Origin of the sequence: Planococcus notacanthi, assembly GCF_030407825.1 — a bacterium.
GTDB classification, from domain to species: Bacteria; Bacillota; Bacilli; order Bacillales_A; family Planococcaceae; genus Planococcus; species Planococcus notacanthi.
Genome location: NZ_JASDCQ010000004.1, coordinates 133,511 through 159,427, shown reverse-complemented (window position 1 = coordinate 159,427; position 25,917 = coordinate 133,511). Strand labels below are relative to the sequence as shown.

General features: G+C 46.0%; 26 protein-coding genes. 15 read left to right on the top strand and 11 right to left on the bottom strand.

Annotated elements, in window-relative coordinates:
* The first annotated feature begins 121 nt into the window (after positions 1 to 121).
* The 9 genes from QMA01_RS14190 (at position 122) to QMA01_RS14150 (ending at position 9,145) form a co-directional block, all read left to right on the top strand.
* Complete coding sequence (locus QMA01_RS14190; protein ID WP_290215274.1) at positions 122 to 670, top strand: sigma-70 family RNA polymerase sigma factor; 549 nt, start codon at positions 122 to 124, stop codon at positions 668 to 670.
* A complete protein-coding gene (locus tag QMA01_RS14185; protein ID WP_290215273.1) occupies positions 645 to 1,739 on the top strand; it encodes a DUF4179 domain-containing protein in 1,095 nt (364 codons plus the stop codon). The genes QMA01_RS14190 and QMA01_RS14185 overlap by 26 nt, the downstream gene beginning before the upstream one ends.
* A gap of 81 nt (positions 1,740 to 1,820) precedes the next feature.
* On the top strand, positions 1,821 to 2,111 hold the full coding sequence (locus QMA01_RS14180) for a hypothetical protein (protein ID WP_290215272.1): 291 nt from the start codon (positions 1,821 to 1,823) through the stop codon (positions 2,109 to 2,111).
* Between the two features lie 578 nt (positions 2,112 to 2,689).
* Positions 2,690 to 3,889 carry an amidohydrolase gene (locus QMA01_RS14175; protein ID WP_290215271.1) on the top strand — a complete coding sequence of 400 codons (1,200 nt, stop codon included), beginning with the start codon at positions 2,690 to 2,692 and terminating at the stop codon, positions 3,887 to 3,889.
* A 278-nt stretch (positions 3,890 to 4,167) separates the two neighbouring features.
* Positions 4,168 to 5,382, top strand: a complete 1,215-nt coding sequence (locus QMA01_RS14170; protein WP_290215270.1) for an acyl-CoA dehydrogenase family protein — start codon at positions 4,168 to 4,170, stop codon at positions 5,380 to 5,382.
* A gap of 170 nt (positions 5,383 to 5,552) precedes the next feature.
* On the top strand, positions 5,553 to 6,269 hold the full coding sequence (locus QMA01_RS14165) for a PspA/IM30 family protein (RefSeq protein ID WP_290215269.1): 717 nt from the start codon (positions 5,553 to 5,555) through the stop codon (positions 6,267 to 6,269).
* Between the two features lie 48 nt (positions 6,270 to 6,317).
* Positions 6,318 to 7,346 carry a TFIIB-type zinc ribbon-containing protein gene (locus tag QMA01_RS14160; RefSeq protein WP_290185624.1) on the top strand — a complete coding sequence of 343 codons (1,029 nt, stop codon included), beginning with the start codon at positions 6,318 to 6,320 and terminating at the stop codon, positions 7,344 to 7,346.
* Entirely contained in the window at positions 7,343 to 8,125 is a 783-nt protein-coding gene (locus QMA01_RS14155) for a TPM domain-containing protein (RefSeq protein WP_290215432.1), read from the top strand. Before QMA01_RS14160 ends, QMA01_RS14155 begins: the two co-directional genes overlap by 4 nt.
* Before the next feature lie 33 nt (positions 8,126 to 8,158).
* Complete coding sequence (locus QMA01_RS14150; protein ID WP_290215268.1) at positions 8,159 to 9,145, top strand: SPFH domain-containing protein; 987 nt, start codon at positions 8,159 to 8,161, stop codon at positions 9,143 to 9,145.
* Between the two features lie 61 nt (positions 9,146 to 9,206).
* Here QMA01_RS14150 and QMA01_RS14145 read toward each other — a convergent pair whose 3' ends face one another.
* The 7 genes from QMA01_RS14145 to QMA01_RS14115 form a co-directional block, all read right to left on the bottom strand.
* Positions 9,207 to 9,683 carry a DUF2975 domain-containing protein gene (locus QMA01_RS14145; RefSeq protein ID WP_290215267.1) on the bottom strand — a complete coding sequence of 159 codons (477 nt, stop codon included), beginning with the start codon at positions 9,681 to 9,683 and terminating at the stop codon, positions 9,207 to 9,209.
* 39 nt (positions 9,684 to 9,722) lie between these two features.
* Positions 9,723 to 9,947, bottom strand: a complete 225-nt coding sequence (locus QMA01_RS14140; RefSeq protein WP_191716206.1) for a helix-turn-helix domain-containing protein — start codon at positions 9,945 to 9,947, stop codon at positions 9,723 to 9,725.
* An 11-nt stretch (positions 9,948 to 9,958) separates the two neighbouring features.
* On the bottom strand, positions 9,959 to 10,438 hold the full coding sequence (locus tag QMA01_RS14135) for a DUF2975 domain-containing protein (RefSeq protein WP_290215266.1): 480 nt from the start codon (positions 10,436 to 10,438) through the stop codon (positions 9,959 to 9,961).
* Between the two features lie 622 nt (positions 10,439 to 11,060).
* Positions 11,061 to 11,378 carry a hypothetical protein gene (locus tag QMA01_RS14130; protein WP_290185631.1) on the bottom strand — a complete coding sequence of 106 codons (318 nt, stop codon included), beginning with the start codon at positions 11,376 to 11,378 and terminating at the stop codon, positions 11,061 to 11,063.
* A 242-nt stretch (positions 11,379 to 11,620) separates the two neighbouring features.
* Positions 11,621 to 12,985, bottom strand: coding sequence for a YjiH family protein (locus QMA01_RS14125; RefSeq protein ID WP_290215265.1), 1,365 nt, complete (start codon positions 12,983 to 12,985; stop codon positions 11,621 to 11,623).
* Positions 12,982 to 14,313: a sigma 54-interacting transcriptional regulator gene (locus QMA01_RS14120; RefSeq protein ID WP_290215264.1), complete on the bottom strand. Its 1,332-nt coding sequence runs from the start codon at positions 14,311 to 14,313 to the stop codon at positions 12,982 to 12,984. The genes QMA01_RS14125 and QMA01_RS14120 overlap by 4 nt, the downstream gene beginning before the upstream one ends.
* Positions 14,314 to 14,580: 267 nt before the next feature.
* Entirely contained in the window at positions 14,581 to 15,330 is a 750-nt protein-coding gene (locus QMA01_RS14115; RefSeq protein WP_290215263.1) for an SDR family NAD(P)-dependent oxidoreductase, read from the bottom strand.
* A gap of 180 nt (positions 15,331 to 15,510) precedes the next feature.
* Here QMA01_RS14115 and QMA01_RS14110 point away from each other — a divergent pair, with 180 nt between their 5' ends.
* Positions 15,511 to 16,011: a pyridoxamine 5'-phosphate oxidase family protein gene (locus tag QMA01_RS14110; protein WP_191716200.1), complete on the top strand. Its 501-nt coding sequence runs from the start codon at positions 15,511 to 15,513 to the stop codon at positions 16,009 to 16,011.
* A 57-nt stretch (positions 16,012 to 16,068) separates the two neighbouring features.
* Here QMA01_RS14110 and QMA01_RS14105 read toward each other — a convergent pair whose 3' ends face one another.
* Entirely contained in the window at positions 16,069 to 16,602 is a 534-nt protein-coding gene (locus tag QMA01_RS14105; protein ID WP_290215262.1) for a DUF2798 domain-containing protein, read from the bottom strand.
* A 367-nt stretch (positions 16,603 to 16,969) separates the two neighbouring features.
* Positions 16,970 to 18,058 carry an S-layer homology domain-containing protein gene (locus QMA01_RS14100; RefSeq protein ID WP_290215261.1) on the bottom strand — a complete coding sequence of 363 codons (1,089 nt, stop codon included), beginning with the start codon at positions 18,056 to 18,058 and terminating at the stop codon, positions 16,970 to 16,972.
* Positions 18,059 to 18,531: 473 nt separating this feature from the next.
* Between QMA01_RS14100 and gdhA the strand changes: the two genes are divergently transcribed.
* The 3 genes from gdhA to QMA01_RS14085 all read left to right on the top strand — a co-directional run bounded on the left by gdhA (position 18,532) and on the right by QMA01_RS14085 (position 21,585).
* Positions 18,532 to 19,887, top strand: coding sequence for an NADP-specific glutamate dehydrogenase (gene gdhA, locus QMA01_RS14095; protein ID WP_404825536.1), 1,356 nt, complete (start codon positions 18,532 to 18,534; stop codon positions 19,885 to 19,887).
* 139 nt (positions 19,888 to 20,026) lie between these two features.
* Positions 20,027 to 20,998 (top strand): Abi family protein, encoded by a 972-nt coding sequence (locus tag QMA01_RS14090; protein ID WP_290215260.1) that lies wholly within the window; start codon positions 20,027 to 20,029, stop codon positions 20,996 to 20,998.
* Between the two features lie 41 nt (positions 20,999 to 21,039).
* Positions 21,040 to 21,585: a DUF1697 domain-containing protein gene (locus tag QMA01_RS14085; protein WP_290215259.1), complete on the top strand. Its 546-nt coding sequence runs from the start codon at positions 21,040 to 21,042 to the stop codon at positions 21,583 to 21,585.
* Between the two features lie 37 nt (positions 21,586 to 21,622).
* Here the strand turns inward: QMA01_RS14085 and mug are convergent, their stop codons facing one another.
* The gene (mug, locus tag QMA01_RS14080) at positions 21,623 to 22,132 is read right to left on the bottom strand and encodes a G/U mismatch-specific DNA glycosylase (RefSeq protein WP_290215431.1); all 510 of its coding nucleotides are present in this window, start codon (positions 22,130 to 22,132) and stop codon (positions 21,623 to 21,625) included.
* Between the two features lie 38 nt (positions 22,133 to 22,170).
* Positions 22,171 to 22,377, bottom strand: a complete 207-nt coding sequence (locus tag QMA01_RS14075; protein WP_290185645.1) for a TM2 domain-containing protein — start codon at positions 22,375 to 22,377, stop codon at positions 22,171 to 22,173.
* Between the two features lie 525 nt (positions 22,378 to 22,902).
* On the opposite strand from QMA01_RS14075, the gene QMA01_RS14070 reads away from it, so the two are divergent.
* Together QMA01_RS14070 and QMA01_RS14065 are read left to right on the top strand one after the other, a co-directional pair.
* The gene (locus QMA01_RS14070; RefSeq protein ID WP_290215258.1) at positions 22,903 to 24,516 is read left to right on the top strand and encodes a glycoside hydrolase family 13 protein; all 1,614 of its coding nucleotides are present in this window, start codon (positions 22,903 to 22,905) and stop codon (positions 24,514 to 24,516) included.
* Between the two features lie 629 nt (positions 24,517 to 25,145).
* Positions 25,146 to 25,823 carry a serine/threonine protein kinase gene (locus tag QMA01_RS14065; RefSeq protein ID WP_290215257.1) on the top strand — a complete coding sequence of 226 codons (678 nt, stop codon included), beginning with the start codon at positions 25,146 to 25,148 and terminating at the stop codon, positions 25,821 to 25,823.
* The last annotated feature ends 94 nt before the right edge of the window (positions 25,824 to 25,917 follow it).

The following is a 25,917-nucleotide window of genomic DNA, read 5'->3' as shown; positions in this document are numbered from 1 at the left end:
TAAGAGGCGCTTTTATTTCGCTTATCCGGCTTTAAAGAATGGTAAGGTTTTACTAAAAGATAATTAAGTGAAACGTTTTGAAGTGCCGTTGTCTCTAATAAGTAAAGGGGGAATGAGGCGGATGCAGCACGATGAAGAAATGATTGCAGCAGCAATTCGGGGCGATCGTTTGGCGCTTCAGAAATTATTGAAATCAGAAAAAGAGAAATTATACCGTATGGCATATACATATGTGAAAAACGAAGATGAGGCGTTGGAAATTTTTCAGCAGACTGTTCTTCAGGCCATTGAGTCGGTCCATCAATTAAAGAATCCGGCTTACTTCTCAACTTGGTTAACACGCATCTGTATCAACAAAGCTCTGACAGCTTTGAAGAAAAACAAAAAGCTCGTTGTAATGGATAAAGTGGAAGAACAAGTACTGGAGATGGATTCCTCTGCAGATATAGCTCAACAATTGGATGTGGCAAATGCCTTGGGTTTATTGCCGGAGAAATACAAGACGGCGCTGATGCTGCGGTATTACCAGGATTTTTCTGTAAAACAAATAGCGGAAGTAATGAACTGCGCGGAAGGATCGGTAAAGACACTTATCCACCGGGGGCTGGCATTGCTGAAAAAGAATTTGAAGGGAGTGTATGCAGATGAACGGCAAAGAGATTTCAATTAAAAAAGCGATGGAACAGGTCCATGTGCCGGAAGATCGTTTGGATGCAATCATTGAACAGGCATTCTTTGAAACTTCTGCTGCTAAAAAGAAACAGCGTAGATGGCTGGCACCGGCTGTCGCAGCCTCAGTCTTTTTTATCGGCAGTTCTGCTGCAGTTCTTACAGCCTCACCAGCACTTGCCAATTATATGGCACAGATCCCGGTCATCGGCAATGTGTTCGCCATCTTTTCAGAGGAAGAAAGAGGGCTGTTGGAATACGAACGCTTCAGTGAAGACGTGGGGCTGTCGCAAACAAGCAACGGCATTACGATTTCCATTGAGCAAGCAGTGTATGATGGAACAAAAGTGACGTTCACCTATACAGTTGCATCAGATGAAAAACTGGATTCTTCAGCACATTTAACGGGTTCTCCAATCTTACTTGAAGCAGAAGGGCCCACTGGCGGCATGGAATGGGAGCCGGTGGAAGGCGGAATTGCGGGTATTGCAGAAATCCTCCATCTTGATGAGGAGGCAAAACAGGTCAATGTCCAGTGGGAGCCTGTAAGCCTCTATACTGAACATGGGGAAATTGTGGGAGACTGGAAATTTGAGTTCGCGGTGGCGCAGCTGAAAAACTTAGAGCCTCTTATTTTAGATCAGAAAGTGAGCAATAACGGCGTCTCTGTACACTTCGATAAAGTGACTTTTACAGACATCTCAGTAAATATCGCTTACCAGCAATTAGTGGAACCATCATTATTGCAGGACTGGCAGTATGTAGAAGCTGAACTGCTTGCCCAGGACGATTTGGGAAATGTTTATCCTGTTCCGTATAATGGCGGAAGCACACCGGCAGGCTCCAGGACAGCAGAAGATTTTGAATGGACAGCCACCGTTCGTGGATTGTCTCCAGAAGCGAAAACGTTGACTTTTTATCCGTTTGCGCACATCAGCAGGGTGGCTGAAGAAGGAGAACCAGATGCGAAGCGCATTGAATTTGATGCAGTAGAGATAGATTTGGTTGAAAGAACCCACTCTCTAATCGAAAATCCGGTATTCCCTGAATTGGAAGAAAAACAGGAGTGAAATCAGAACGAAACCCGCATCTGCCTGATCGGTAAGAGCGGGTTTTATTTCAAAAAAACGACTGATATCGGTGAAATACAAGTGAAAGGATTAATATCCACGGCAAGGGGTAAACTATCATTAAAATCTTTATTATTGGAGGAATCAGCAATGGCTAGAAAAGGCACAGCAGGGAAAACACCAGAAAAACATGTAGGCGCACCTGAATCGGGAATCGATAAAGCCATCAATAAAACAAAAGAAGTTTTTGACGGTGAAAACGAAGCCACTGATTATGAAGAAGTCAAAGGGAAAGAAGAAATGAAAGACGCGAAAGAACATTCTAAAAAAGTAGCGAATAAGAAGAATGAAGATAGCGATAGAAATATTTAATCGAAAAGTGAAAAGGCACTGCCCTTACCCATTCAGGTGAGCGGCAGTGCCTTTTTAATTGCGCGGGTGCCTGGCACTCATACAATTAATTTTATTTTCATATAAAGTATAGAACGTTGAATAGTAGTTATTCTCAATCGGTTTTCTCACAAGGTATACACGCGATAAGCCATTCAATTTGTTAAAGGAATAAAATGAATAAAATCAAAACCTATTCATTCGACTGTCTGGTGGAAAGGTCGAGATGAGTAATTGCTCGAAAACCTGGCAGAGCAACTGCAGAAAAGGGAAATCCTTTTTAAAGTGCTTAATGGGAAGAAGATGAATAAACATGAATAATAGCTGGAGATGCCTGTTATTTTTCTGGAGGAAGGTTTTTAAGAGTGCTGCCTGAAAAAATGAATAAAAATATGAATTATAAGAATATAGATTTGGCCGATTATTAACTGCTATGGATGGAACCTGGTTCGTAGATTGGTTTCCCGGAAGAAAGTAAATCGGGCCTGACCCTTTCTATCGAAAGAAAAAGGTCTTGTTTTTCGATAGAAAGGGTAGAGTCAAAGAAAGGAGTGATAGGAATGCTGACTGCAGAATTGCTGAAGCAATTAGATGCCAAAGAACAGCGCATCATTGACATACGGCGACACCTCCACGAACATCCGGAGCTGTCGTTTGAAGAAGAGAAGACAGCTGCCTATATTGAGGATTTCTATAAAGGGGTGGCGGTTGATTCGGTGGAGACGAATGTCGGCGGCCACCGGGGCATTGTGGTAACCATAAAAGGCGAAAAACCTGGCAAAACCATTGCGGTCCGTGCAGATTTCGATGCCTTGCCGATTCAAGAGGAAACGGATTTGCCCTTCGCATCCAAAACAAAAGGTGTTATGCATGCCTGCGGACACGATGGGCATACGGCTTATATGTTGGTTCTTGCTGAAACACTGGCTGAAATGAAAAAGCAATTGGCGGGGACGATTAAGGTTATTCATCAGCCGGCTGAAGAAATGCCGCCGGGCGGAGCGATCGGCATGATTAGAGCTGGCGTTCTTGACGATGTGTCGGCCGTATTCGGCATCCATGTTATGTCGACGATGGAAGCCGGAAAAATTTTTTACAGAAGCGGCAATACGCAAACCGGGCGTGCACGCTTTAAGCTGCATATCCAGGGAAAAGGCGGCCATGGTTCTTCTCCGCACATGGCGAATGATGCCATTGTGGCAGCAAGTTCTTTTGTCATGAATTGCCAGACCATCATCAGCCGACGGATGGATCCGTTTGATACGGCAGTGGTGACAATCGGCTCATTCGACGGCAAAGGGCAATTTAATGTCATCAAGGATGCTGTCGCACTGGAAGGCGATGTCCGGACGATGTCGCAGGAATCCCGTGAGCTGGTTGAAGCGCAGGTGCGCCAGTTTGCGGAAGGGCTGGAAACTTCTTTCGGCGTTCAGGCGACACTGGAATATGCGAATGATTATCCGGTCCTCTATAACGATCCTGAAATTACCGGGCAAGTTCGCCAAGCGATTGAAGAAGCGAATATCCCGGAAGTAACAGCAGTTGAAGAAGTGGCGCCCCAGCCCCCTTCTGAGGATTTTGCCTATTACCTGCAGGAAAAGCCGGGCTGTTTTTTCTATGTGGGTGCAAAACCCTTAGGAAAAGAAGCATATCCACACCATCATCCGAAGTTTGAGATTGACGAGAAAAGCCTGTTGATCAGCGCGAAGGCAATGGCTGCAGTGGCAGCGGATTTTTGTGGAGAAAAGAAAGATGATTGAGTTCTCTTTTCAAATAAAGATCTGAATAATCTTGCAACTTATTTACAAACCTCTAATACTGGTTTAAAGTGACAGTAAGGCGCGCGCAAGCATCAACTGTTCTTGCCGGGCACTTAGCGAATGTATACCAATGAAAAGATATTGCCAAGTCTGCAGAAATTTCACGATGAAATTTTTACGCGTAGATAGAAGCCAGTTCATCCAGACAAGCAGTCTTGCTGTTGTCTTTTTGAGCTGGCTTTTTTGAAGAGCAAGAAAATCGGGAGGGGCGATTCATTATGGATTTTTCATTCACAGAAGAACAGGGGATGCTGCGAAGCACGACGCGCAGTTTTGTCGACAAGGAAATCATGCCGTTTATCGAAGAATGGGACCGGGCGGGCAAGTCAGACCCTGCCATTTACGGCAAGCTTGCTGACCTTGGACTGATGGGCGTTTGTATTCCGGAAAAATACGGCGGGAGCGGCATGGATTATAATTCGCTGGCGATTGTCTGCGAAGAATTGGAGCGAGGCGATACGGCATTCCGTACGGCGGTATCTGTCCATACCGGATTGAACAGCCTGACCATTCTTCAATGGGGGACGGAAGAACAAAAGCAGCAATACTTGATCCCCCAGGCGAAAGGCGAGAAAATCGGCGCTTTTGGATTGACGGAGCCGGGTGCTGGATCAGATGTGGCGGCGATGAAGACGACTGCTGTGAAGCAAGGCGATCATTACGTATTGAATGGGCAGAAGACCTGGATTTCTCTTTGCGATGTGGCAGACCATTTTCTGGTCTTTGCCTACACAGGTGAGCAGGAGCAAAAGCATGGAGCGATTTCCGCTTTCATAGTAGAACGCACTTGGCAGGGCTTTTCTTCCAAGGCCATTAAAGGAAAACATGGCATCCGGGCGGGCAATACGGGTGAATTGTTTTTTGAGGATGTGAAAGTTCCGGCAGAAAATCTGCTGGGGCACGAAGGCGAAGGGTTTAAGATAGCTATGTCGGCCCTCGATAACGGGCGCTTTACGGTGGCCGCCGGAGCTGTTGGACAAATCATGGCGTGCCTGGAAGCGAGCGTCAGCTATTGCCATGAACGCCAAACTTTCGGCAAAGAAATCGGCAGACATCAACTGGTCCAGCAGATGATCGCAAAAATGGAAGCCGGTTTTCAAATGAGCCGGCTGCTTGTTTACCGGGCGGGCGAATTGAAAAACCAAGGAAAGCGCAACACCCGTGAAACTTCATTGGCGAAATGGCAGGCTTGTGATTTCGCCAATCAGGCAGCGGACGACGCATTCCAAATTCACGGTGCTTATGGTTACTCCGATGAATATCCGGTCAGCCGCTACTTGCGCAATTCCAAAGCACCGGTCATCTACGAAGGGACGCGTGAAATCCATACCATCATGCAGGCGGAATATGTGCTGGGCTATAAAGAAGACAAAACTTTGTCCAAAACATTGCCGGCTTGGGAACAGCAAGCCGATTCAACGGCAAATCGCTGATGCGGTGAAGAAGAATAGCAAGGCCAAACAGATCTTGTCGGCTGGCACACCCACAGACCGGAAATTCGGAAGAGGATGGCAGGCTTAATCTCTGCCGGTATAGGGTACTTTTTCATTAGGAAGAGAGACTGCCCGGCAGTCCAATAAACCACACAAAGAGGAGAATGATCATGGAAATTCTAAAACGGTTCAAAGACATTATGACAAGCAATATTAATGCCCTGCTGGACAAAGCAGAGGATCCGGAAAAAATGATCGATCAATATTTGCGTGATTTGAACAGTGACTTGGGGAAAGTGAAGTCGGAGACGGCTGCGATTATGGCTGCGGAAAAACGGGAGCGCCGCGAGCTCGAGGAATTTGAAAAAGAAATCGGTGACATGCAGCGCTATGCGGTTAAAGCATTGGAAGCCGGCAATGAAGATGATGCACGCAAATTCCTGCAGCGCAAAGCAGAGCTTTCCGAGAAAGTGACGGATAAACAGACAGCTGTTGAACTTGCGGCTGCCAATACGCAACAGATGCGGCAAATGCACGACAAGCTGGAATCGGATATCGGCGAACTGGAATCCCGCCGCTCAGAGCTGAAAGGCAAAGCGTCTGTGGCAAAGACACAAAAACGCATGAACGATTTTGCTTCATCTGTGGATGGAGCGGGAGAGCGGATTTCCGCTTTCGACAAGATGGAACAGAAAATCAATCAGGAGCTTGATGAAGCCATTGCCATGTCCGAATTGAACAAGGGCTCCAGTACAGATATCAAGGACCTGGCTTCAAAATACGACAGTGATTCATCGGTTGATGACGAGTTGGAGTCGCTGAAAGCAGGCATCAATGTAGACGATGAATTGGAATCATTGAAAAGCCAATTGGGCAAAAATGAATGAGAGCGGCTGTACGGACAGTTTCCTTTGACCTGAAGGGAGGCAGACACCATGGTCATTCAGTATAAATGTCCAAACTGCGGATCAGATATGGCGTTCGACAGCGAATCCGGACATCTGTCCTGTCCGAGCTGCGGCCGGCAGGATAACATTGAAACATTTCCGGAAACCAATATCCTGCGGAAATTCGACCCGGAGGAAGCGAAGGAATATCATTGTGAAAATTGTGGGGCGGTCATTTTGACGGAAGCGGAAACCACTGCAACCCATTGCAGCTTCTGTGGGGCGCCGGTGCTATTGGCAGACCGGCTGACAGGTGATCTGGCTCCGGCCAAAGTGATTCCTTTCACCATCAGCAAAGATGAAGCCGTCGCCGCTTTTCGGAAATGGACGAAAAACGGCAGGCTGACACCACCGGGTTTTGCCAGTGGCGACCGGATCAAAAAGATGACGGGGATGTATGTGCCTTTTTGGCTGTATGACATTGATGGGAAAGCGGATGTGGCGGCACTTGCAACCCGGGTGCGCAGCTATACCAGAGGGGATACGATCTACACGGAGACGGATTTCTATGATGTGCGCCGCGAAATGGACCTCAGCTATTTGAAGGTGCCAGCAGATGCTTCGGAAAAAATGGACGACGAATTGATGGACAAGTTGGAGCCCTATGATTACGGGGAATTGAAGGATTTCAAAATGCCTTATTTGGCGGGATACCTTGCTGAGAAGTACGATTATGACGATGACGCGTTGTTTTCCCGGGTCGAATCGAAAATTGTCCCCTATATCGATTCGTACATAAGCAGCACCATTTCCGGCTACTCAACCGTCAGCTATACGAATAAACAAATTTTAGCGAATAAAAAGAATGTCTACTATACATTGTTTCCAGTATGGATGGTTTATTATGATTTCGATAACAAGGAACATACCTTTGCGATGAACGGGCAAACCGGCAAAGTGGTCGGGAAGCCTCCGATCAGTGCATTCAAGGTCGCTGCTTGGTTCGCCGGCATTGCTGCCTCCGCTTTCGCTGTGCTGAAAGCAATTTCGTTTGCGGTAGGAGGTGTGCTTTGGTGAAACAGTTTCAATTGAAAGGGCTAATGATGTTTTGCCTGCTGCTGTTTTTTATTGGCATCGGCGGAACTGCAGCTTCAGCAGCTGTGGAGCAGCGCGTATACGATAACGCCAACTTGCTGACCGGTTCAGAAATAGCCGAATTGGAAGCAGTGGCCGCAGAGCACAGCCGGAAGCACGGAACAGACTTTCTGTTTTTGACGTCTGAAGAGCAAGCACCTTTTTTCATCGTGGATTACATGGGGGATTTCTTTGACACATGGGCAGTGGAAAATGGCCAGGAAAATGCCGTCTTGCTGACTATGAACATCGCCACGCGCGACGTTTACCTGGCAGGTTTTGGAACTGCAGAAACGACATTGAATAATCAGCGTGTCAATATGGTGCTCGACCGGATCATTCCGGACATGCAGCGGGGCGATTACGCAGGAGCTTTCCGTGAAACTGTAACCACGTCAAGCCGCTACATGGAATTTCGTCCTGGGGTCAACCCGGAAAATATTTTCTTCAAGACCTGGTTCCAGCTCGCCGTTGCTTTGCTGCTGGGCGGAATTGTTGTCGGCTCGATGCTCTACAATTCGGGTGGACGTGTGACGACGACAGCCGGTACTTATTTTGACGGCGACAATTCACGGGTGACAGGCAAGCTTGACCAGTTCCGCAACAAGACCGTATCGCGCCGCAGGGTTCCGAAGAAAAGCAGTGGAGGCGGTAGTGGATTTGGCGGTGGCGGCGTCACGGGTGGCGGCCGCTCTTTCAGCGGAGGCGGGCGCAAATTCTAAAATCAGTTTGAACCAAAGGAGGAGACCGTGAGAATGGGGTTTTTCAGCAACCAATTTTCAGATGTAGTGGAATGGGAAGAATTCAGAGACGATATGATCTTCTGGAAATGGAACAACAACGAAGTCAAAAAAGGCAGCCGGCTGATTATCCGTCCAGGACAGGATGCTATCTTCATCAATAACGGCAAAATTGAAGGAATCTTTGAGGAAGAAGGCGAGTACGACATCGAATCGGAAATCGTGCCGTTCCTATCGACTTTGAAAGGCTTTCGCTTCGGCTTTAACAGCGGCATGCGCGTGGAAGTGCTGTTTGTAAACACCAAGGAATTCACCGTCAAATGGGGTACGCAGAACCCAATCAATATTCCGGCGCCACAGCTGCCCGGCGGCATGCCGATCCGGGCGAACGGCACGTTCCAGTTCAAAGTCAGCGATTACGTCGGCTTAATCGATAAAATTGCAGGTGTCCGCGACAGTTATCTGGTGGACGATGTGAAAATTCGCATCACGGCAATTCTGGATCAGCTGTTGATGCGATGGATCACAAAAGAAGGCAAGGACATGTTCAACTTGCAGGCCAATGCACATGAAATCGGCCAAGGAATCCAAGATGACTTGAATATGCAGCTGATGGACGACGGTATGAAAGTCACCGGGTTCCAGGTCATGAGCTTTAATTATCCGAAGGAAATCCAGGACATGATCAATAAAAGCGCCTCGCATGGCATGGTCGGGGATGTCGGAAAATACCAGCAGATCTCAGTGGCCGATGCCATGGGCAAGTCATCGGGATCCAATACAGCATCCGACATGGCCGGCATGATGATGGGCATGAACATCGCCAAAGAAATGATGGATGGCCAGAAAGAATCTGATTCCGGCAAGCAGCAGAAAACAGACGATGCAGGCTCGAATGATTCAGACACGAGCGGGCAAGCAGCACCGAAATTCTGTCCGAACTGCGGCCAAAAAAATGAAGGCTCCAAGTTCTGTCCGAATTGTGGGCAGAAGCTGAGTTAATGAATAGCAAAAACCGCCACCTGGATAAAAAATCGGGATGGCGGTTTTTGTCTTTGAGTTTCTAGATCGTTAACTTATTTTCTTCTTTCAATCGGATGGCTTGAACTGTCAGTTTCTCGAGCAAGGCTGCAAACACGCAGACCGTTGATGATGCAACAATGCAGATCAGGCTCATCGTGAATATGCCTGCAATGTCGCCGCCGATAAAGACAATCAGAAACACCAATCCTGCTATAAAGCAAAGAGCGATTGCGAAAGCACAGTATTTGATTTTCTTTAATGCGCTCACCGAATCCATTGAAAATGCCTTGTTTCGGCTGATGGAACCCAGCAGTTTAAAGGCCTGGTAAAGGGCGATAAAAAACAGGCTGAACAATAGATAGGCAGACAGCATAAAAGGGTATTGCAGATAAGCAGTCTCCGGATGGGCAGCTGCGTCTCTACTGGCCATTTCAGGAATAACGAACAGACAAAAAGCAAGAGCGGGAAGGCAAAGGAGGGCCAATACAGTTCTCAGAAAAAGCAGGGAAGCTCTCATGAAGCACACCTCTTTTATCAAGTGTTGGCTGGAGCCCGGTTATGAAGAGGAATCATCCTCTTCCGGCCGGTATTCCAGCACATCGCCCGGCTGACAATCCAAAGCTTTACAGATTGCCTCCAAGGTCGATAATCGAACGGCTTTTGCCTTGCCATTTTTCAGGATGGACAAGTTGGCCATGGTAATGCCGACTTTCTCTGAAAGCTCGGTTACGCTCATTTTTCGTTTAGCAAGCATCACGTCAATGTTGATTATAATTGCCATATCATTTCACCTCAGACCGTCAGATCATTTTCTGATTTTATTTCAATCGCATTTTCCAATAGCTTTTGAAGAACTGCCGCAAAGACGGCAATTACAAGGGCGCCAAAGGTAATGACCATCCCAAGTCCACCAAGGCCAGGAGCGTCATCCACTTGAGCCATGTACAAAATAATCGGCAAACACAACAAGTAAAGGCCTGCGATGGTAAGGGCGCAGTATTTGATGTTCTTCAATGCTTTCACGGATCGTTCCGAGAAAGCGATGTTGCGGTCAATATAGCTCAAGAGCTTCATGGACTGGTATAAAGCAATAAAATAAGCAACGGCTGTGCCATACAGGGCAATCAGAAAGACATATTGCAGAAATGCCCATTCCGGCAAGAGTTCTCCGACAAACTGCGACAGCGGCGGCTCCACAAAAATGCAGACAGCGATTACCGGAAGAGCCATGAGAAATAGAACGATTTTCAAAAACAGGGTTTCCCGTTTCATTTTTAAAGCACCTCGATTGTATAAGATTAGATTCAGTATAAAACATTATTTATCGAATTACAATATATAAATATTGATATACGGAATTAATAATCCAAATAACGATAGAGAGTAAAGTAGAAAATAACTGTTCTTCTGTAGGCTGTTGGAATAGAATACAGTTTAAAGTTCATCCCCCAAAAATATTAGATAAAGGTACCGGAATTAGAGAAATTAAAGAAAAGGCTCTGCCGCTGATCTCGATGGGTGATGGCAAAGCCCTTTGTATGGACGATAGCTTTTCAGTTCATAAAACCTAATTCAAGTAGACTGAAAAATCGAATAAATTTAATTGTTTTTTGAAAAAAGAGGAGTATGATAAAGGTAAAAGGAGGAGGAGTTAAAATGGAAGCCACCTTTGGTCTTGTGCCGATGCTGGTTTTGTCAGCCATTGTGATTCTGCTTATCGTGTTTTATTTCTTCTTCCACCACTGGGCAAAATGAATATTCAACAAGAAAGCCGCATGTCAGCATGCGGCTTTTTGTGTTGAACTGATAGGTAGTATGCAAAGCCATAGAATAGAAAAGAACCTAGATAGTCATAAATTCAGTACCAGTCACCGCATCTCTGGTGCTTGCTTGATCAAAGAAAGCTTAAAACAAGGGCTGCGACGAGAAGAACGGCTGCCACTTTTCGGTTTGGAATTTTAAAGCGCGGCAAACTGCCGTTAACCAATGCGACAATGGCAATAATGATGACAAAAATGACCAGGAGATCGACAATGCTGCCGATACCGCCGCCAAAGAGTCCCAGTAATACAAGCAGAGCGACCAGCAAGTAAAGTGGTGCCACAAGAACTTTCTTCCATAAAGCGTTTGAGCGAAGACCTGGAAGATCCAGGATAAAACTAGTAAAGCTGGACCTTGGTCTTCGTCTTCGAAAACGATTGGGGTCATTCATTCAGATTCCTCCTTGAGCTTTCAAATTGTAACTTAAAGATATTCTCTTATTGTGACAGAAACTCTCTAACTTAGATATGGTTTTGGGTGAACAGAAAATGCATCCAATCGTGAAAGAAATCCATGTATCATCTTCTATACCTCTAAAGTTTATCTGGCGTTTGAAGGGAGGCGTTGGCAATACAAAAACGTTGAATAAAAAACGCCACTTCCAGATTCGAGATGCTGGAAGTGACGTTTTTCTTATACGAACAAATGGCCGAACAACACAAGAATCGGCAATGTGATGATGGTACGCAGTATAAAGATGACAGCCAGTTCCCAGAATTTCACCGGGATATTCGAGCGCAGGATCAAAATGCCGATTTCAGACATATAGATGATTTGCGTCAATGAAACACCGGCTAGCACAAAGCGTGTCAATTCGCTTTCGATTCCACTGCCAAGGACGGCTGGCAGGAACATATCCGCGAATCCGACAAGGAAGGTAGGAGCGGCTTCGGCTGCTTCCGGCAATCCAAGCAAAGTCAGAACCGGAATCAGCGGATAGGAAATGATTTTGAAAAGCGGTGTGTATTCCGCTACCATCAACGCCACTGTTCCCAAAGCCATGACCAGCGGAATCAATGCCAACCAGATATCCAGAACAGTTTCAATTCCGACTTGAGCTAATTTTTTTGGGCTTGCAGCGCCGGCTGCTTTGCGGCGGGCTTCATCGAATCCCCATTTGGCTAGGGGTACGCCTTTAGGAATATAATCGTCGATCTGTTTGCCTACCGGGGCGTAATAGTCATCCGGTTTGCGGGAAAGAGGCGGGATGCGCGGCATAATAATAGCAGCTACCAAGCAAGCAACCGAAACTGCTAAATAAAAGGGCAGGAACAGGTGCCCAATGCCGACCACATTTGCTACGACGAGACTGAAAGCGACAGAAGCAATGGAGAAGGTAGTGGCGATAACGGCTGCTTCGCGCTGCGTATAATTCCCTTCGTCGTATTGCTTCATGGTCACGAGTACGCCGACTGGCGCAGCACCCATCCAAGATGCCATCGCGTCGATGGACGAGCGGCCCGGCAAGGTGAATACTGGGCGCATGAACTTATTCAGCAGGGCACCGACAAATTCCATCAAGCCGAATTCAACGAGCAGCGGCAGGAGGATCCCGGCAAACAGAAACCATGTCAACAAGACCGGCGCCAAATCGTAGAGAACCACACCACCTGTATTGCGTGAGGAGATTGCTTCAGGACCGATTTCGTAATAAGCCATGATGCCGAATGCGAAAGCGAGCACACGGACGATCAACCCGAAAGGTCCATTGATGAAAGTAGCTCGCAAGAAAGGCGAGTTTCGGACGAAAGCAGGCTTTAAGGCAGTTGCCGTTAAGCTGGCGATTGCGGAGAAGCCAAGCAGGATGACGATGAATGGCGGAATGACCTCGCCAAATGCCGTCAGCAGGAACGACGCCAAGATGCCGACACCGATGGTCACTTCGCCGTTGTAGGAAATCGGGCAAAGGAATAATAGCGCGCCGATGATGGAAGGAATCAGAAACTTCCACGTATCAGCGGGTTCAATGGTCTTTTTCTTTGTTTGAAGCATGGTCATGTAATTTCCCCCCCAAGTGATGTGCTTGTGTATTTTTTCAGTTTGCGGACGACGGATGGCTGGCTGATGCCGAGTACATTTGCCATCTCGGTAGTAGTCCGGTATCGTTTCTGTGCGTTCAGCAAAATTTTCTTTTCTACGGATTCCAGTATATCCGGAAGCGTTTGGCCATCGAGTTCAAAGCCGATGCGCTCATCTGAATCCGGCTGATAGGCGAGGGGCAGGTCGTCGAGTGTAATTAGAGCCGATTCACTTTCGATAAAGCTTCGCTCCAAAACATTGCGCAATTCCCGGAAATTTCCTTTCCAGGGCAGCTGCAGCAAATGAAAATGGAGGTCATCAGAAACTGCTTTTTGTTGGTCGTAAGTCTGGTTCAGCAATTCAAGAAAATAGCCGATGGCCCGGTCCAGATCATCCGGCCTTTCCCGCAATGGCTTCAGGTCGATCACAGCCACATGCAGGAAATAAAACAGGTCTTCCCGGAAATTTCCGGCAGTGACTGCTTCTTCAATTAACGCACTGCTGATGGCGATGACACGTGCCGCGTGCGGCTGCTTTAGGATCTTGAACAACGCCGCCTGTGAAGCGGCTGAAAGCTGATCCAGTTCATTCAGCACCAGAGTGCCTCCGGCAGCGAGAGGGAGATAGCCATCGCCATCCAAGCCTGTAAAGCTGATGTCGAACACCGATTCCGGGATAGCGCTGCAATTGACCTCAATAAACGCAGCATCTCGTCTATTGCCCTGTGAGTGAATGAATTTAGCGAGTGCTGTTTTGCCGGTGCCTGGCTCTCCCTGGATCACCACTGGTACCTCCAGCTGCGCCATTTTAATTGCAGTCTGGAGTGCACGACTGGAAGAAGGGCTTTCCATAACACAGCCTTCCACTTGCAGCTGCTGGTTGCGAAGATGGGCAAGTTCTCCTTTGACTTTCGACATTTCCAGCTCCAGGTTGCCGAGGTATTCCTTCATAACCATGAGCTGTGATAGATCGTATGAATAGCTGACTACAAACTCCACATCCCCTTCGTCATTGAAAAGGGGGATGCCCGTGATCAGAACCTTTCTGCCGGAAGGCGTATCCTGCCGAAGCACGACTTTCTTCTTTTTTTCGAGAACCAGCGGTGTAATGGCGGGTGAGAAGATTCCTTCTGCTTCCAACGCATAGACGGATCTTCCGAGGAGTTCTTCAGGCGCTACTCCGTACGGTTCTCCACTGAGTGGGGAGACTTTAATGATGCGGCCTTCCCGAGTAGTGACAATAATGTCTTCATCATATGTATCAATAATTTCTTCATGGGTATTGGGAAGCAAAAACAAACTGTTCATTGGCGGCCTCCGTTATTCATTCTTGTATAGACTATACATGATTGAATAATCTATTTACAAGAAGAATTTATATTATTTCTCTATAACTTTACAAGAATACTGATTTATAGGGATTCTTTATTTTTTGATAGCAGGCGTGGTGTGGAAAGGTGGAGTTTATTCTTATGAGAAGTAGAGTATTATTATGAATTGGTATGATGAAAATAGGAGAATAAAAAGGCAAACCCCAAAATGGAGTTTGCCTGTAAACTTTTGATTGTCATTAATTTATTTCGTGTTTGTAAAACCGCCGTCGATACGGATGACTTCGCCGTTGATGTAATTGGCTTTTGAAGTCAGCAGGAACGTCACTAATTCAGCTACTTCTTCCGGTGTGCCAAGCCGTTTCTGAGGAATGCCGGAAGTGGCATTTTCTTTCATTTCCGGATTGTCACGGTAAAATGCTTCAACCATCGGCGTTTCAGTCGGACCTGGGGCAATGGAGTTGACGCGCAAGCCATCTTTGGCATATTCCGCTACCATGCTTTTCGTCATACCGACGATGCCGTGTTTCGTAGCCGAATAGGTCACGACAGAGTCCTGTCCAATTACGCCAGCGCTCGAAGCAGTATTAACAATCGAGCCGCCGCCATTTTTCAACATCACTTCAGCCACATAACGCATGCCATACAAAGCGCCGAGCAGGTTTATACCGACAATGCTTTCGATTTCACTGATGTCGGTATCCAGAAAGAATTTTCCACTGCCGGAAATCCCTGCATTGTTGAAGAAATAATCGATGCTGCCGAAATGCTCCACTGTCTGGTCCACATAATTTTTTACATCATCCGCTTTGGAAACATCTGCTTTAATGAAAATAGCGTCAGGCCCCAGTTTCTTTACCATCTCGACTGTTTCATTTCCACCTTTTTCACTGATGTCGACCACCGCGATATTAATGCCTTCCTGTGCCAACCGAACCGCTGTAGATTGGCCCAGGCCACTTCCGCCGCCTGTAATGATTGCTGTTTTGCTCATGAAAAAATCTACCTCCAACGTATAAATGATTTTGTATCTACCTTATTAGTAATACCCGGAATTTGGGCGCTATAACCAAGTAAGAATAATGGAAACAACGTTTAAGGAAGTCCAAAAAGGGAACTATAAAAAGTAGAGACGTTTTACTTAATCTGAAATTTATAGGAGGAAAAGAATAGTATGGTAAACAATTCAACTGACAATCTGGAAGCAATCAAAACGGTAAATGAGTTGATCAAAGACATTGAAGTGGCAATGTTCACCACGATTTCTTCGGACAACAAAATCCTTTCACGCCCGATGCAGACACAGGAAGTGGAGTTTGATGGCGAACTATGGTTCTTGACTATGAAAGACACAGATAAGTACCAGGAAATTGCCGCTAATCCACATGTGAACCTGGCTTATGCAGGGAAATCCTATGTCTCCATCAGCGGAACTGCGGAATTCATTGAAGATGAAGCGAAGAAAAAAGAATACTGGAATCCAGTGTTCGATAAAATGCTGGATACAAGCTATGACGACCCGAATGTCGTGCTCATCAAAGTGGATGCTGATTCAGCAGAATATTGGGATTCAGGAAATACATTGAAATCCGTCAAAACGTTCGTAAAGAAATTGACGAATAATGAAACAAAAAAAGATGAAAAAGAAATAAACGATACGGTAGATTTTAAATAAAACCAGTTAATTCAAAAACCCGCAGACAAAAACTTGTCTGCGGGTTTTTTGAGTTGCTCAAAGAACTTCTGTTTTTAAAGCAGAATCTGGTTCTGTCGAGCTTCCTGCTTTTCTGTCTTGCGCTTCATGCAGCTTGACCATAGCGAAGCGGGCAACCGGTTGGATGACCAGGCTTTCAGCGATCAAGACGATGACAAAGTTACGTGGCCAATTTGCCAGCCAGTTGCTGAAAAGCTCCGAGTGGAAACCGTGGCCGACAATGTCGCCAATCAACGTCATCGCCGCGGACATGCCAAGGACGGTAAACAAGATCCGAAACAGGATTTTAGCGTTGAAGCTGTCTGAAGGTGTTGTCAGTTTGGCGGTCAATGCTTCTGCCAGACGCCCAAAAATAACCGGTTCGATGATCATGACAATGAGCCACATGATCGGCACCATTTTGACGATGCTCCAAGCAACGGCGGCGTTAAATTCTCCTGCAAAGTAAATGGTGCTGAGCGAAGTCATAAACAGGACAGTCATAGTGGAGATGAGTCCTCCGTAAAGAAGACCCTCTTTTCCATTGTGCGGCAATCTTTTTTCCAGGTGCATACTCGTCTTCCTTTCAAAATGCGTCTATTCGACTTGTTGTGCGTTCAATATTTGAGCTGATGGAGAGAAGGACATTCATTAAAGAGAGGACAAACTAATGGAGATGTTGAAGATTTCCGTATATCAGCCGACTGTTGTGAAGGTTTCTATCCCTTATTACAGAAGCGGCGATGCTCTTTTATAGATGGCCATGCCCAAAACTAAATATGGTACGTTTTGAAGTCTGTTTGTAACTATAACAAGCACTGCATTTTTGGTGTAAGTGTCGATTGTGTGTCATTTTTTGCAGGGCTTTATTTCTGCTCTTCTTTAAGAAAGACTGAAAAAACCGGCTGCACTCGGGCAGCCGGTTTTCGATCATTTGGGTTTATTCCACAGCAATCAATTCTTTTGTGACCGTGCCATCGAGTTTGACGGACTTCACTTCGCCGAAACCTTCAACCATATAGTAGGTGTGGCCTTCTTCCAGAAATTCGGGATTGGGGTCGACTGTTATTTCTATAGCATTTGTGAACGTTTGAAATTGGGTTTCCACGGTCACACCGATCCCGCTGATGATGCGCGGAGCAGCATACATCGTATCTGTGTACCAGGCTCGTCTCACTTCAGCAGGATATTCCAATTCAGAATAGGATTCCGAATACGGCAATCCGAATGTATAGTGTTCATGCGTCTCGATTTCAGTCGAATCGGTCAACAACGATCCATCGTCTTTATAGATGCTCCAAATGAAGCCCATCGGCAAGCCATTGCGCGCCGATACGTAATTATAGGCGTGGCGCTCAATGCCGTATTCCGTATCATAGACATAGTTTTTTGTTTTGTCTCTCAAATAGGACTGTGCAATGGTGGCGTCATTTTTAAATTTCGGTTCCAGGCCACGGGCCATAAATGCTGAAAATTGTCCGCGTGTTACAGTGGCGTTCGGGCGGAATGTCTTGTCGGGATATCCGATGGTGATATTCGCCGCTAGTATTTGTTGAACCGGTTCATAGACCCCCATATTCGGCGATACATCTGTAAAGCTGACATCTGCCCGGAATGGGACGATAAACAGCCGAGACAGGATAAATGCCATTTCAGCTCGTGTAATCGTGTTTTCTGGGCGATAAGTTCCATCAGGATATCCTTTGATCAACTGCGCTTTGGCTGCTGCAGCGATAGAGCCGCTTGCTTTATGGGAAGCAGGTACATCCGGAAAACCTGTGGCACGCGGCGTAACATCAAATTTTTTCAAGCGGCTGATCATAATTGCTGCTTCTGCACGCGTCACCCCTGCGTTCGGCCGCATGGTGCCATCAGGATAGCCTTTCAACACATCACGGTCAATCAAATAAGTGATTTCGTCATAAAATTCATGGGACTCGGGCAAATCGGAAGCTCCTTCAACAGGAGCGGCCAAACTCAGCATCACAATCAGTATGGTCAACCATGAAAACTTCTTCAAAGTCCTCACTCCTTACCCTTGTATTTCACCGCCCTATGCACCTCGAGCCTTGTCCTCAACTTCCCGGCTGCTGCTTTTAGTTTTCCATACCCCCTAAAGGCAACTTTTAACGGGAATTTGAGATTTTGTTCTTTGATAGAAAATACTATTTTATAGAAGAAACAGTATAAAAATAGAGAAATTAGTATGTATAAGACAAATGAATCTCTTAAAATCCACCTAGTAATTAAAAAAAACTCAATTTGTCACAAAAAAATTAAAACAGTGAGCTACTGCCAATGATAGCGTTTTCTTCTGTTTAGAAACCTCTTGCTTTAAGGGAAGATAAGCTGTTAAAGGCAAATATTAGTTTGCGTCAGCTTTAATCAGTTTGTATAATTGAACTTAAATATCAAATAGTGCGAATAATTATTCAAATATTCCACGTTATCATAACAAGAGGGGATTGAAAACATTTGCCATATGCACAACAAGAAAATCCAATCAAACAACAATCGTCTTCTGAATATATAAAAGCCATCCATAAAAAACTTAAAGACCGTAATCCGGGTGAATCAGAATTTCTGCAGGCTACCTGGGAAGTATTCGATTCGTTGCAGCCGGTGTTTGAACAGCATCCGGAATATGTGGAACAGGGAATTCTGGAACGCATCTCCGAGCCGGAACGCTTTATTGCTTTCCGTGTAACCTGGGAAGACGATGCGGGCAATGTCCATGTCAATAGAGGCTATCGGGTACAGTTCAATAGCACACTTGGGCCTTTCAAGGGCGGCTTGCGCTTCCACCCCTCTTTAACGGCAAGTGTTGTCAAATTCCTTGGATTTGAACAAATCTTCAAGAACGCTTTAACCGGTCTGCCAATCGGCGGCGGTAAAGGCGGTTCTGATTTCGATCCAAAAGGAAAATCGGATCGTGAAATCATGCGTTTCTGCCAAAGTTTCATGACAGAACTGACGCGCCATATTGGTCCGGATATCGATGTGCCAGCAGGCGATATCGGCGTCGGAAAACGGGAAATCGGTTATATGTTCGGACAGTATAAACGTCTTCGCAATGCTTCTGAAGCCGGCGTCTTCACCGGGAAAAATCCCGACAACGGAGGAAGCCTGATCCGAAAAGAAGCAACCGGCTATGGAACTGTCTATTTTGTTGAAGAAATGCTGAAAGAGCAAGGGCATTCATTTAAAGGCAGCAAAGTCATCGTTTCAGGTTCCGGAAACGTTTCGATTTATGCGATGGAAAAAGCCATTGAATTCGGTGCTACAGTTGTAGCCTGCAGTGACTCGGAAGGCTTCATCTACGATCCTGAAGGCATTGACGTCGAAACGGTTAAGCAATTGAAGGAAGTGGACAGAAAACGGATTTACCACTACCTTGAAACTCACCCGAATGCCCAATACGGCAACGACAAATCGGATATCTGGAAAATCCAATGTGATATCGCATTGCCTTGTGCAACGCAAAACGAAATTGATAGAGAAAGCGCGCAGGCCATGGTCGAAAATCTGGTGAAAGCAGTAGGCGAAGGCGCCAATATGCCTTGTACGGAAGAAGCCGTTCGTGTCTTGACTCACAATGGCGTGCTATTCGCTCCAGCAAAAGCGGCCAATGCAGGCGGTGTTGCAGTTTCGGCGATGGAAATGTCCCAAAACAGCATGCGCTATTCATGGACAGCTGAAGAAGTGGATGAAAAACTGCTGCAGGTCATGAAGAACATTTATAAAACATGTACCGAAACGGCGTCGCAATATGGCGCACCGGGCAATTTGATTGTCGGTGCCAATATTGCCGGCTTTAAAAAAGTGGCCGATGCGATGGTCAGCCACGGCTTGAATTAATCTGTTCGAAATAAAATCTGATAAAGCAATTTTGCAACGCCCCTGGCATCTAATTCCGGGGGCGTTTTTTGCATTTGGTTTGATGGTTTATTAATCGCGGCAAATCGCTTACAGTAAAAGGGAGAAGAAAGTGCAAAGGATGAGTTATGTGAAAGATTTCGCCACCCACGCCGAACAATTGGAGATACTCGAAGAGCGTGGCCTGAAAATTACTGACAAAGCGGCTGCCAGACGGATTTTGTCGCGTGAGAATTATTACGCGTTGATCGATGGCTATAAAGAGCCTTTTCTCGAACACGACATAGCGCTTAATCCGTACGGCCGGGAACAGTACCAGGAAGGCAGTGAGTTTAGCCATATTTATGCGCTGCACCGGTTTGACCGGAAACTGCGTCTGCTTTTGTTGAACGATCTATTGAAATTCGAAAAAAACATCAAATCAAAAGTGGCTTACCGTTTTTCGGAGAAGTTCAAAGGCGCGGACAGCTTTTTGGATCCGAATCATTACAGTCCCGACTGCAGCCATCACCACGAGCGTGATCGCATCATTTCCACGCTTGCGAACTTGATCAAAAGCCATAAAAAACGCGACAAAGTGAGATACCCGGCCATCCGTGAATTTTATGACAAGCATAAGAATGTCCCGCTTTGGGTGCTCGTCAATTTTTTGTCGCTTGGCCAAATCACTCATTTCTATGCGGTGATCGACGAAGAGCTGCGTGACCGCATCGCATGGGATTTTTCGGAAGAATACAGCGACGAGTACGAAAGTATCCGTTTGAAAGCCCGTGACTTGGACGCTATCCTCCACATCGTCTTTCCGTATCGGAATAAATCCGCGCATGAGGAGGTGCTGTACCGTTACCATCTCCCGCATCCTGTAGAACTGGGCGAACTTGAATCGGTGCTGAACAAAAACAAAGGAAGTTTGAGCGGCGCTACCGTTTTTTCTGTGATCAGTCTATTGAAAATGGTTCTGGCAAAAGAGGATTACGAGTTGTTTGCGGGAGACTTGGAGAAAATCGTCAAGGAATTGGAAGCCTCAGTGCCGGTTCGGCCATTCGAAAAAATCCTGAAGGATGCGGGCTTTGCCGGAACTGATTGGAAATAAAGCGGGATCAGTCCATTCTGTAGTATAAGGAGAGGGTTTCCATGATGTATGTGGCATTGCTGAGAGGCATCAATGTAGGCGGCAAAAACAAAGTGGACATGAAGCAGCTGAAGCAGGCGTTTGAAGAGGCCGGGATGTCTTCTGTCCTTACCTATATCAATTCCGGCAATATTCTTTTTGCTGACAGCAGCCATTCAAAAGTCCAATTAGCGCCTTTATTGGAACAAGTGATTTATAGCCATTTTGACTTGCAGATCAAAGTGTTGGTTTACGATGAAAACGAGTTTAGAAAAATTGCAGAGTCAGTTCCCGAAGACTGGTCAAACGACCAGCAGAAGAAAAGCGATGTCTTGTTTTTATGGGAAGACGTCGACAAGGAAACCGTGCTTGACCAGTTGACAGTCAAACCGGAAATCGACCGGGTCCAGTATGTCCCGGGCGCCATCCTGTGGTCTGTGGACAAAGACAAAGTCACGAGAAGCGGCCTGCTGAAGATTGTGGGATCCGGGCTTTATCAGCGCGTCACAGTCCGCAATGTCAATACGGTCCGGAAAATCCTTGGCTTGCTGCAGAAAATGGAACATTAAAATGCCGTCCTCTTTTTACAGGAGGACGGCATTTTCATTAGATGTACCGGTTCAAACCACTGTAAATTTCTACAATGTCATCCAGCTTCATGCGCACCAATCCGCTGGAGGAAGGTGCCACATATTCAACAATGCCCGGAATCACCGGTTCTTTCTGGGCGCCCCAGGAAACTGTTTTCCGGTTGCTGAATTGCTGGTAGACGCCTTTGCCGACAAAACAAACGGCTTTTGGGCGCAACAGCCGGATTTTTTGCTCCAGCTGTTTGGTGCCTTCAGCATATTCCGCTTTGGAAATTTCTGCTGCTTCCCTGGTTGGGCGGGCAACGATATTGGTCAGGCCGTATCCGAGTGCCAGCAAGTCGCTATTTTCGTCAGGCCGGTATTTCCGAGGGGTTAACCCCGCTTGGTGAAGAATCTTCCAAAATCGGTTATTCGGATTGGCGTAATGAAAACCAGTTTCTGAAGAGCGGATGCTCGGATTGAAGCCGACGAATAAAATTTTCAGGTTTTCCTCTAAATGATCAGGAATTGGTTCAAGCTGCAAGATCTAGTGCCTCCTTAAAGCTGTGCGGATATTCTGATGGATTAAACTCTGCCGTGTTTTCTCTGGAAATCCTCTTCAGATTGCAGAAGATAGAGAATGCCTTCAATTACTCCAATGACTGCAGGTATGCCTGTCCAGAAGAACAGCAGATAGAAAATCCCCATGCCTGGTTTGCCAAGGTAAAATTTATGTGCGCCGAAGTCGCCAAGGAAAATGGCGAGAAGTGCGGCTGCCAATTTGCTTTTCATTGTCCATCATCCTTTCTTATCTATAATAATGTATTCCCAAATTTTAAAGAACTAACAGCTAAAAGTTATTCTTTCCAAATGAAAAAGATGAGGGATAAATAAAACAGCTGCGGTAATTTAGGCCTTGGGTTTTATTACGGAAAAGACAGATTGAGGAAATGAACACCATTTATATATCAGTAAGTGTGAAGAATTAAAAATGAAAACGGTATCATTAATTTATTGTAAAAAAGTTTATGGATTCAGGTTTTTTTATTTGTACAGGGGTTATACAGAAAGATATTAAAAAGGAAGAAGGTGGCTGCTCCAGCTAGTGTCCATAAAAAGTTCAAGAAGATGCCTTGGTAATTATTTGCGGTTTCTGCTACACTATCAACTTGTAAATAGTTTTTCTAGAAAAATGTTGCTGGATAATGGAAAAGAACAAAAGTTGAAATAGGCGTTCGGACATCTTCAAAAAAGATCAGGGGTTACGGCCGATTGATTGATAGGGAGACTGGCCAAGGTCTTTGTGAGGGATCAGTTATGAACAAAAAATGGTGGAAAGAAGCAGTCGCGTATCAGGTATATCCGAGAAGTTTTAAGGATTCGAACGGTGACGGCGTTGGCGACATCAACGGCCTGACCAGCAAGCTGGATTATTTAAAAGACCTTGGGATTGATGTTATCTGGATTTGTCCGATGTATAAATCACCCAATGATGACAACGGTTACGACATAAGCGACTATCAGGAAATTATGGAAGAGTTCGGAACGATGGCGGATTTTGACCGCCTGCTTGAAGAAGTGCACGCGCGGGATATGAAGTTGATCATCGACTTGGTGATCAACCATACAAGCGACGAGCATCCGTGGTTCATGGAATCACGTGCTTCACGCGATAACGACAAACGCGATTGGTATATCTGGAGCGATGAACCGACCAACTGGGAAAGTATTTTTGGCGGTTCTGCCTGGGAATACGATCAGCAAACCAAACAGTATTATTTGCATCTATTCTCCAAAAAACAGCCGGATTTGAACTGGGAGAACCCGGAAGTGCGGCAGTCTTTATACGATATGGTCAATTGGTGGCTGGACAAAGGGATCGATGGATTCCGAGTGGACGCCATCAGCCATATCAAAAAAGAAATGAGCGATATCGAAGACCCGGAACAGAATTTGTATGTGCCGGCTTGGGAAAAAATGATGAACGTCAAAGGCATCCAGCCGCTGCTTGCGGAATTGCGCGACGAGACGTTTGCGAAATACGACATCATGACGGTCGGTGAAGCGAATGGTGTGAAAGCTGACAACATTAAAGAATGGATTTCCGAAGACGATGGAAAATTCGATATGGTGTTCCAGTTTGAAAGTATGGGACTTTGGGATACTGACTCCACAACGAGAATTGATGTGCCGAAGCTGAAAGAAGTGCTTACGAAATGGCAGAAAGCGGTGGAAGGCCATGGCTGGAACGCGCTGTTCGTGGAAAACCACGACAAGCCGCGCATCGTATCCTCGTGGGGCAACGATCAGCAATACTGGCGGGAAAGTGCGACAGCCATCGCCTGTATGTATTTCTTCATGCAAGGGACACCGTTCATCTATCAGGGGCAGGAAATCGGCATGACCAATGCGCCGTTTGAAGAATTGGCGCATTACAACGATATCCAAACCCACAACCTGTACCATTTCAACCGTTCGGAAGGCATGGAACATGACGCCGTGATGACGATCATCAAAGCGCAAAGCCGCGACCATTCCCGCACGCCGATGCAATGGGATGCCAGCCCGAACGCAGGATTCTCAAATGCTGAGCCCTGGCTGCGGGTCAATCCGAATTACGAGGAAATCAATGTGGCGGCACAGTTGCGCGATCCGCATTCGATTCTTTGGTTCTACCGGAAGATGATCTGGCTGCGCAAGCAGCAAGACGTCCTCGTCTACGGAAACTACGAGCTGCAGGATGTCGGGCACGAATCGATTTATGCCTATACACGCACAGATGAAGAAAAGACCTTATTGGTCATCACCAATTTGACGGAGTACGCCTGCTACTGGGACGAACCGGAAGCAGCGCGCTGCCTGCTCGGAAATTATCAACAGCAGGATCCGAAACAATTGCTGCCTTTTGAAGCACGCGTTTACGAATTGTGAATTTAAAAGCCCCCGTCCTTAAGCAATTTGCTTGAAGACGGGGCTTTCTTCTTTAGGAGAGAGGCGGATGTTTTATTTTCGGCTAAAATAAGCCATTGCGCAAACAAAGTAGGGGATTCTGCAACCAAGCCTCAATATTCCGCAGATAAAGTCAATTATTCCACAAACAACCACGCCTATTCCGCAAACAAATCAAGAATTCCGCAAACAACCACACTTCAAGTGCTATAACTATAAAAACAACGTGAAAACAGTTTTATTCCATTTCACGCACTATAAATGCGGCTTTCCAGTTAAATGACTAAAATTTCGTCTCTATCTGCCAATAAAACAGAAAAAAACACCTTGCCCGAGGGCAAGATGTTTTCGATAGTTTGCGGCGTATCAAGCCACGCTCCACAACGTGTTTCCAAAAAGGAGTGCTTGTCCGTCTTACGCAAACGAGCTCATCGCGTAGTTAACAATAGAGGATATTGATGAGTCTGTCAATGTTTTTGCAGGTAAAGCGCAATCGCCGCAGTATTTTTTGCATATATTTATCACTATCGAGAAGGATCTTGGCACGGGTCTAGTTCGTCAACCTATACACACTGGCCGCAATGGATTTTTAGAAATAAAGGAGAGATGTTATGGATCAATCATGGCAAGAGATAGCGAAATTGCTTTCAGCGATTAATGTAGTGGCGCATCCGAATAATGAACCGGTAACGATAGAAGGCATTACGGAAGGTTTTCGCTGTATTGGAGTAGGGACCGATGCAGCAGTGTTTCAATTTTTAGAAGCTCCGGAGTATGCCTTCAAGTTATATGCGGAAGGAAAAGAAGGGAAACTTGACGCAGAAGCGAAAGTTTATGATGAAATCGGCTCTTCGTTCTACTTCTCCACTTGTTATGGCGCAACTGACCGCATGTTAGCTATTAAGTATGAACATGGCATAACCTTGTTCGATTGTCTGTTGCAGGGAATCCACGTACCGGAACAGGTAATTGCAGACGTAGAAGAGGCACGGGGCTACATCCGGAAAATCGGATTAAATCCACGGGATATCCACTTAAAGAACATATTATTGCAGAACGGCCGGGCAAAGTTGCTTGACGTTTCCGAGTATATTAAACAGGGCAATGATTTTAGATGGGAGCATTTGAAAAAAGCATACGAAGAGTATTATCCAATTATCGACAGCAAGCCTATGCCGTTCTGGCTGTTGGATACCATCAGGAAATGGTACCATCACTGGAACCGCTACTCTTCTTCCTTTGATGAATTCATGAAGATTGTTTCGAAACAGATAAGCTATTGGAATTAAGGGCACTGCCTTAAAATTATCTCCCTGACCCAAAAAAGGCAGGAACAAGAGTAAAGCGACCATATCCGTACAGGAAAAATCGGATGCGCCGTTT

Bases quoted from the DNA above. Each gene is read 5' to 3' on its own strand.
- QMA01_RS14090 (WP_290215260.1), top strand. From the start codon at position 20,027: ATGAGTTATGTGAAAGATTTCGCCACCCACGCCGAACAATTGGAGATA.
- QMA01_RS14120 (WP_290215264.1), bottom strand. From the start codon at position 14,313: ATGAACAGTTTGTTTTTGCTTCCCAATACCCATGAAGAAATTATTGAT.
- QMA01_RS14185 (WP_290215273.1), top strand. From the start codon at position 645: ATGAACGGCAAAGAGATTTCAATTAAAAAAGCGATGGAACAGGTCCAT.
- QMA01_RS14105 (WP_290215262.1), bottom strand. From the start codon at position 16,602: ATGCACCTGGAAAAAAGATTGCCGCACAATGGAAAAGAGGGTCTTCTT.
- QMA01_RS14175 (WP_290215271.1), top strand. From the start codon at position 2,690: ATGCTGACTGCAGAATTGCTGAAGCAATTAGATGCCAAAGAACAGCGC.
- QMA01_RS14190 (WP_290215274.1), top strand. From the start codon at position 122: ATGCAGCACGATGAAGAAATGATTGCAGCAGCAATTCGGGGCGATCGT.
- QMA01_RS14140 (WP_191716206.1), bottom strand. From the start codon at position 9,947: ATGGCAATTATAATCAACATTGACGTGATGCTTGCTAAACGAAAAATG.
- QMA01_RS14085 (WP_290215259.1), top strand. From the start codon at position 21,040: ATGATGTATGTGGCATTGCTGAGAGGCATCAATGTAGGCGGCAAAAAC.
- QMA01_RS14150 (WP_290215268.1), top strand. From the start codon at position 8,159: ATGGGGTTTTTCAGCAACCAATTTTCAGATGTAGTGGAATGGGAAGAA.
- QMA01_RS14130 (WP_290185631.1), bottom strand. From the start codon at position 11,378: ATGAATGACCCCAATCGTTTTCGAAGACGAAGACCAAGGTCCAGCTTT.
- QMA01_RS14115 (WP_290215263.1), bottom strand. From the start codon at position 15,330: ATGAGCAAAACAGCAATCATTACAGGCGGCGGAAGTGGCCTGGGCCAA.
- QMA01_RS14160 (WP_290185624.1), top strand. From the start codon at position 6,318: ATGGTCATTCAGTATAAATGTCCAAACTGCGGATCAGATATGGCGTTC.
- QMA01_RS14070 (WP_290215258.1), top strand. From the start codon at position 22,903: ATGAACAAAAAATGGTGGAAAGAAGCAGTCGCGTATCAGGTATATCCG.
- QMA01_RS14065 (WP_290215257.1), top strand. From the start codon at position 25,146: ATGGATCAATCATGGCAAGAGATAGCGAAATTGCTTTCAGCGATTAAT.
- QMA01_RS14145 (WP_290215267.1), bottom strand. From the start codon at position 9,683: ATGAGAGCTTCCCTGCTTTTTCTGAGAACTGTATTGGCCCTCCTTTGC.
- QMA01_RS14165 (WP_290215269.1), top strand. From the start codon at position 5,553: ATGGAAATTCTAAAACGGTTCAAAGACATTATGACAAGCAATATTAAT.
- QMA01_RS14170 (WP_290215270.1), top strand. From the start codon at position 4,168: ATGGATTTTTCATTCACAGAAGAACAGGGGATGCTGCGAAGCACGACG.
- QMA01_RS14075 (WP_290185645.1), bottom strand. From the start codon at position 22,377: ATGAAAAGCAAATTGGCAGCCGCACTTCTCGCCATTTTCCTTGGCGAC.
- QMA01_RS14125 (WP_290215265.1), bottom strand. From the start codon at position 12,985: ATGACCATGCTTCAAACAAAGAAAAAGACCATTGAACCCGCTGATACG.
- QMA01_RS14110 (WP_191716200.1), top strand. From the start codon at position 15,511: ATGGTAAACAATTCAACTGACAATCTGGAAGCAATCAAAACGGTAAAT.
- QMA01_RS14135 (WP_290215266.1), bottom strand. From the start codon at position 10,438: ATGAAACGGGAAACCCTGTTTTTGAAAATCGTTCTATTTCTCATGGCT.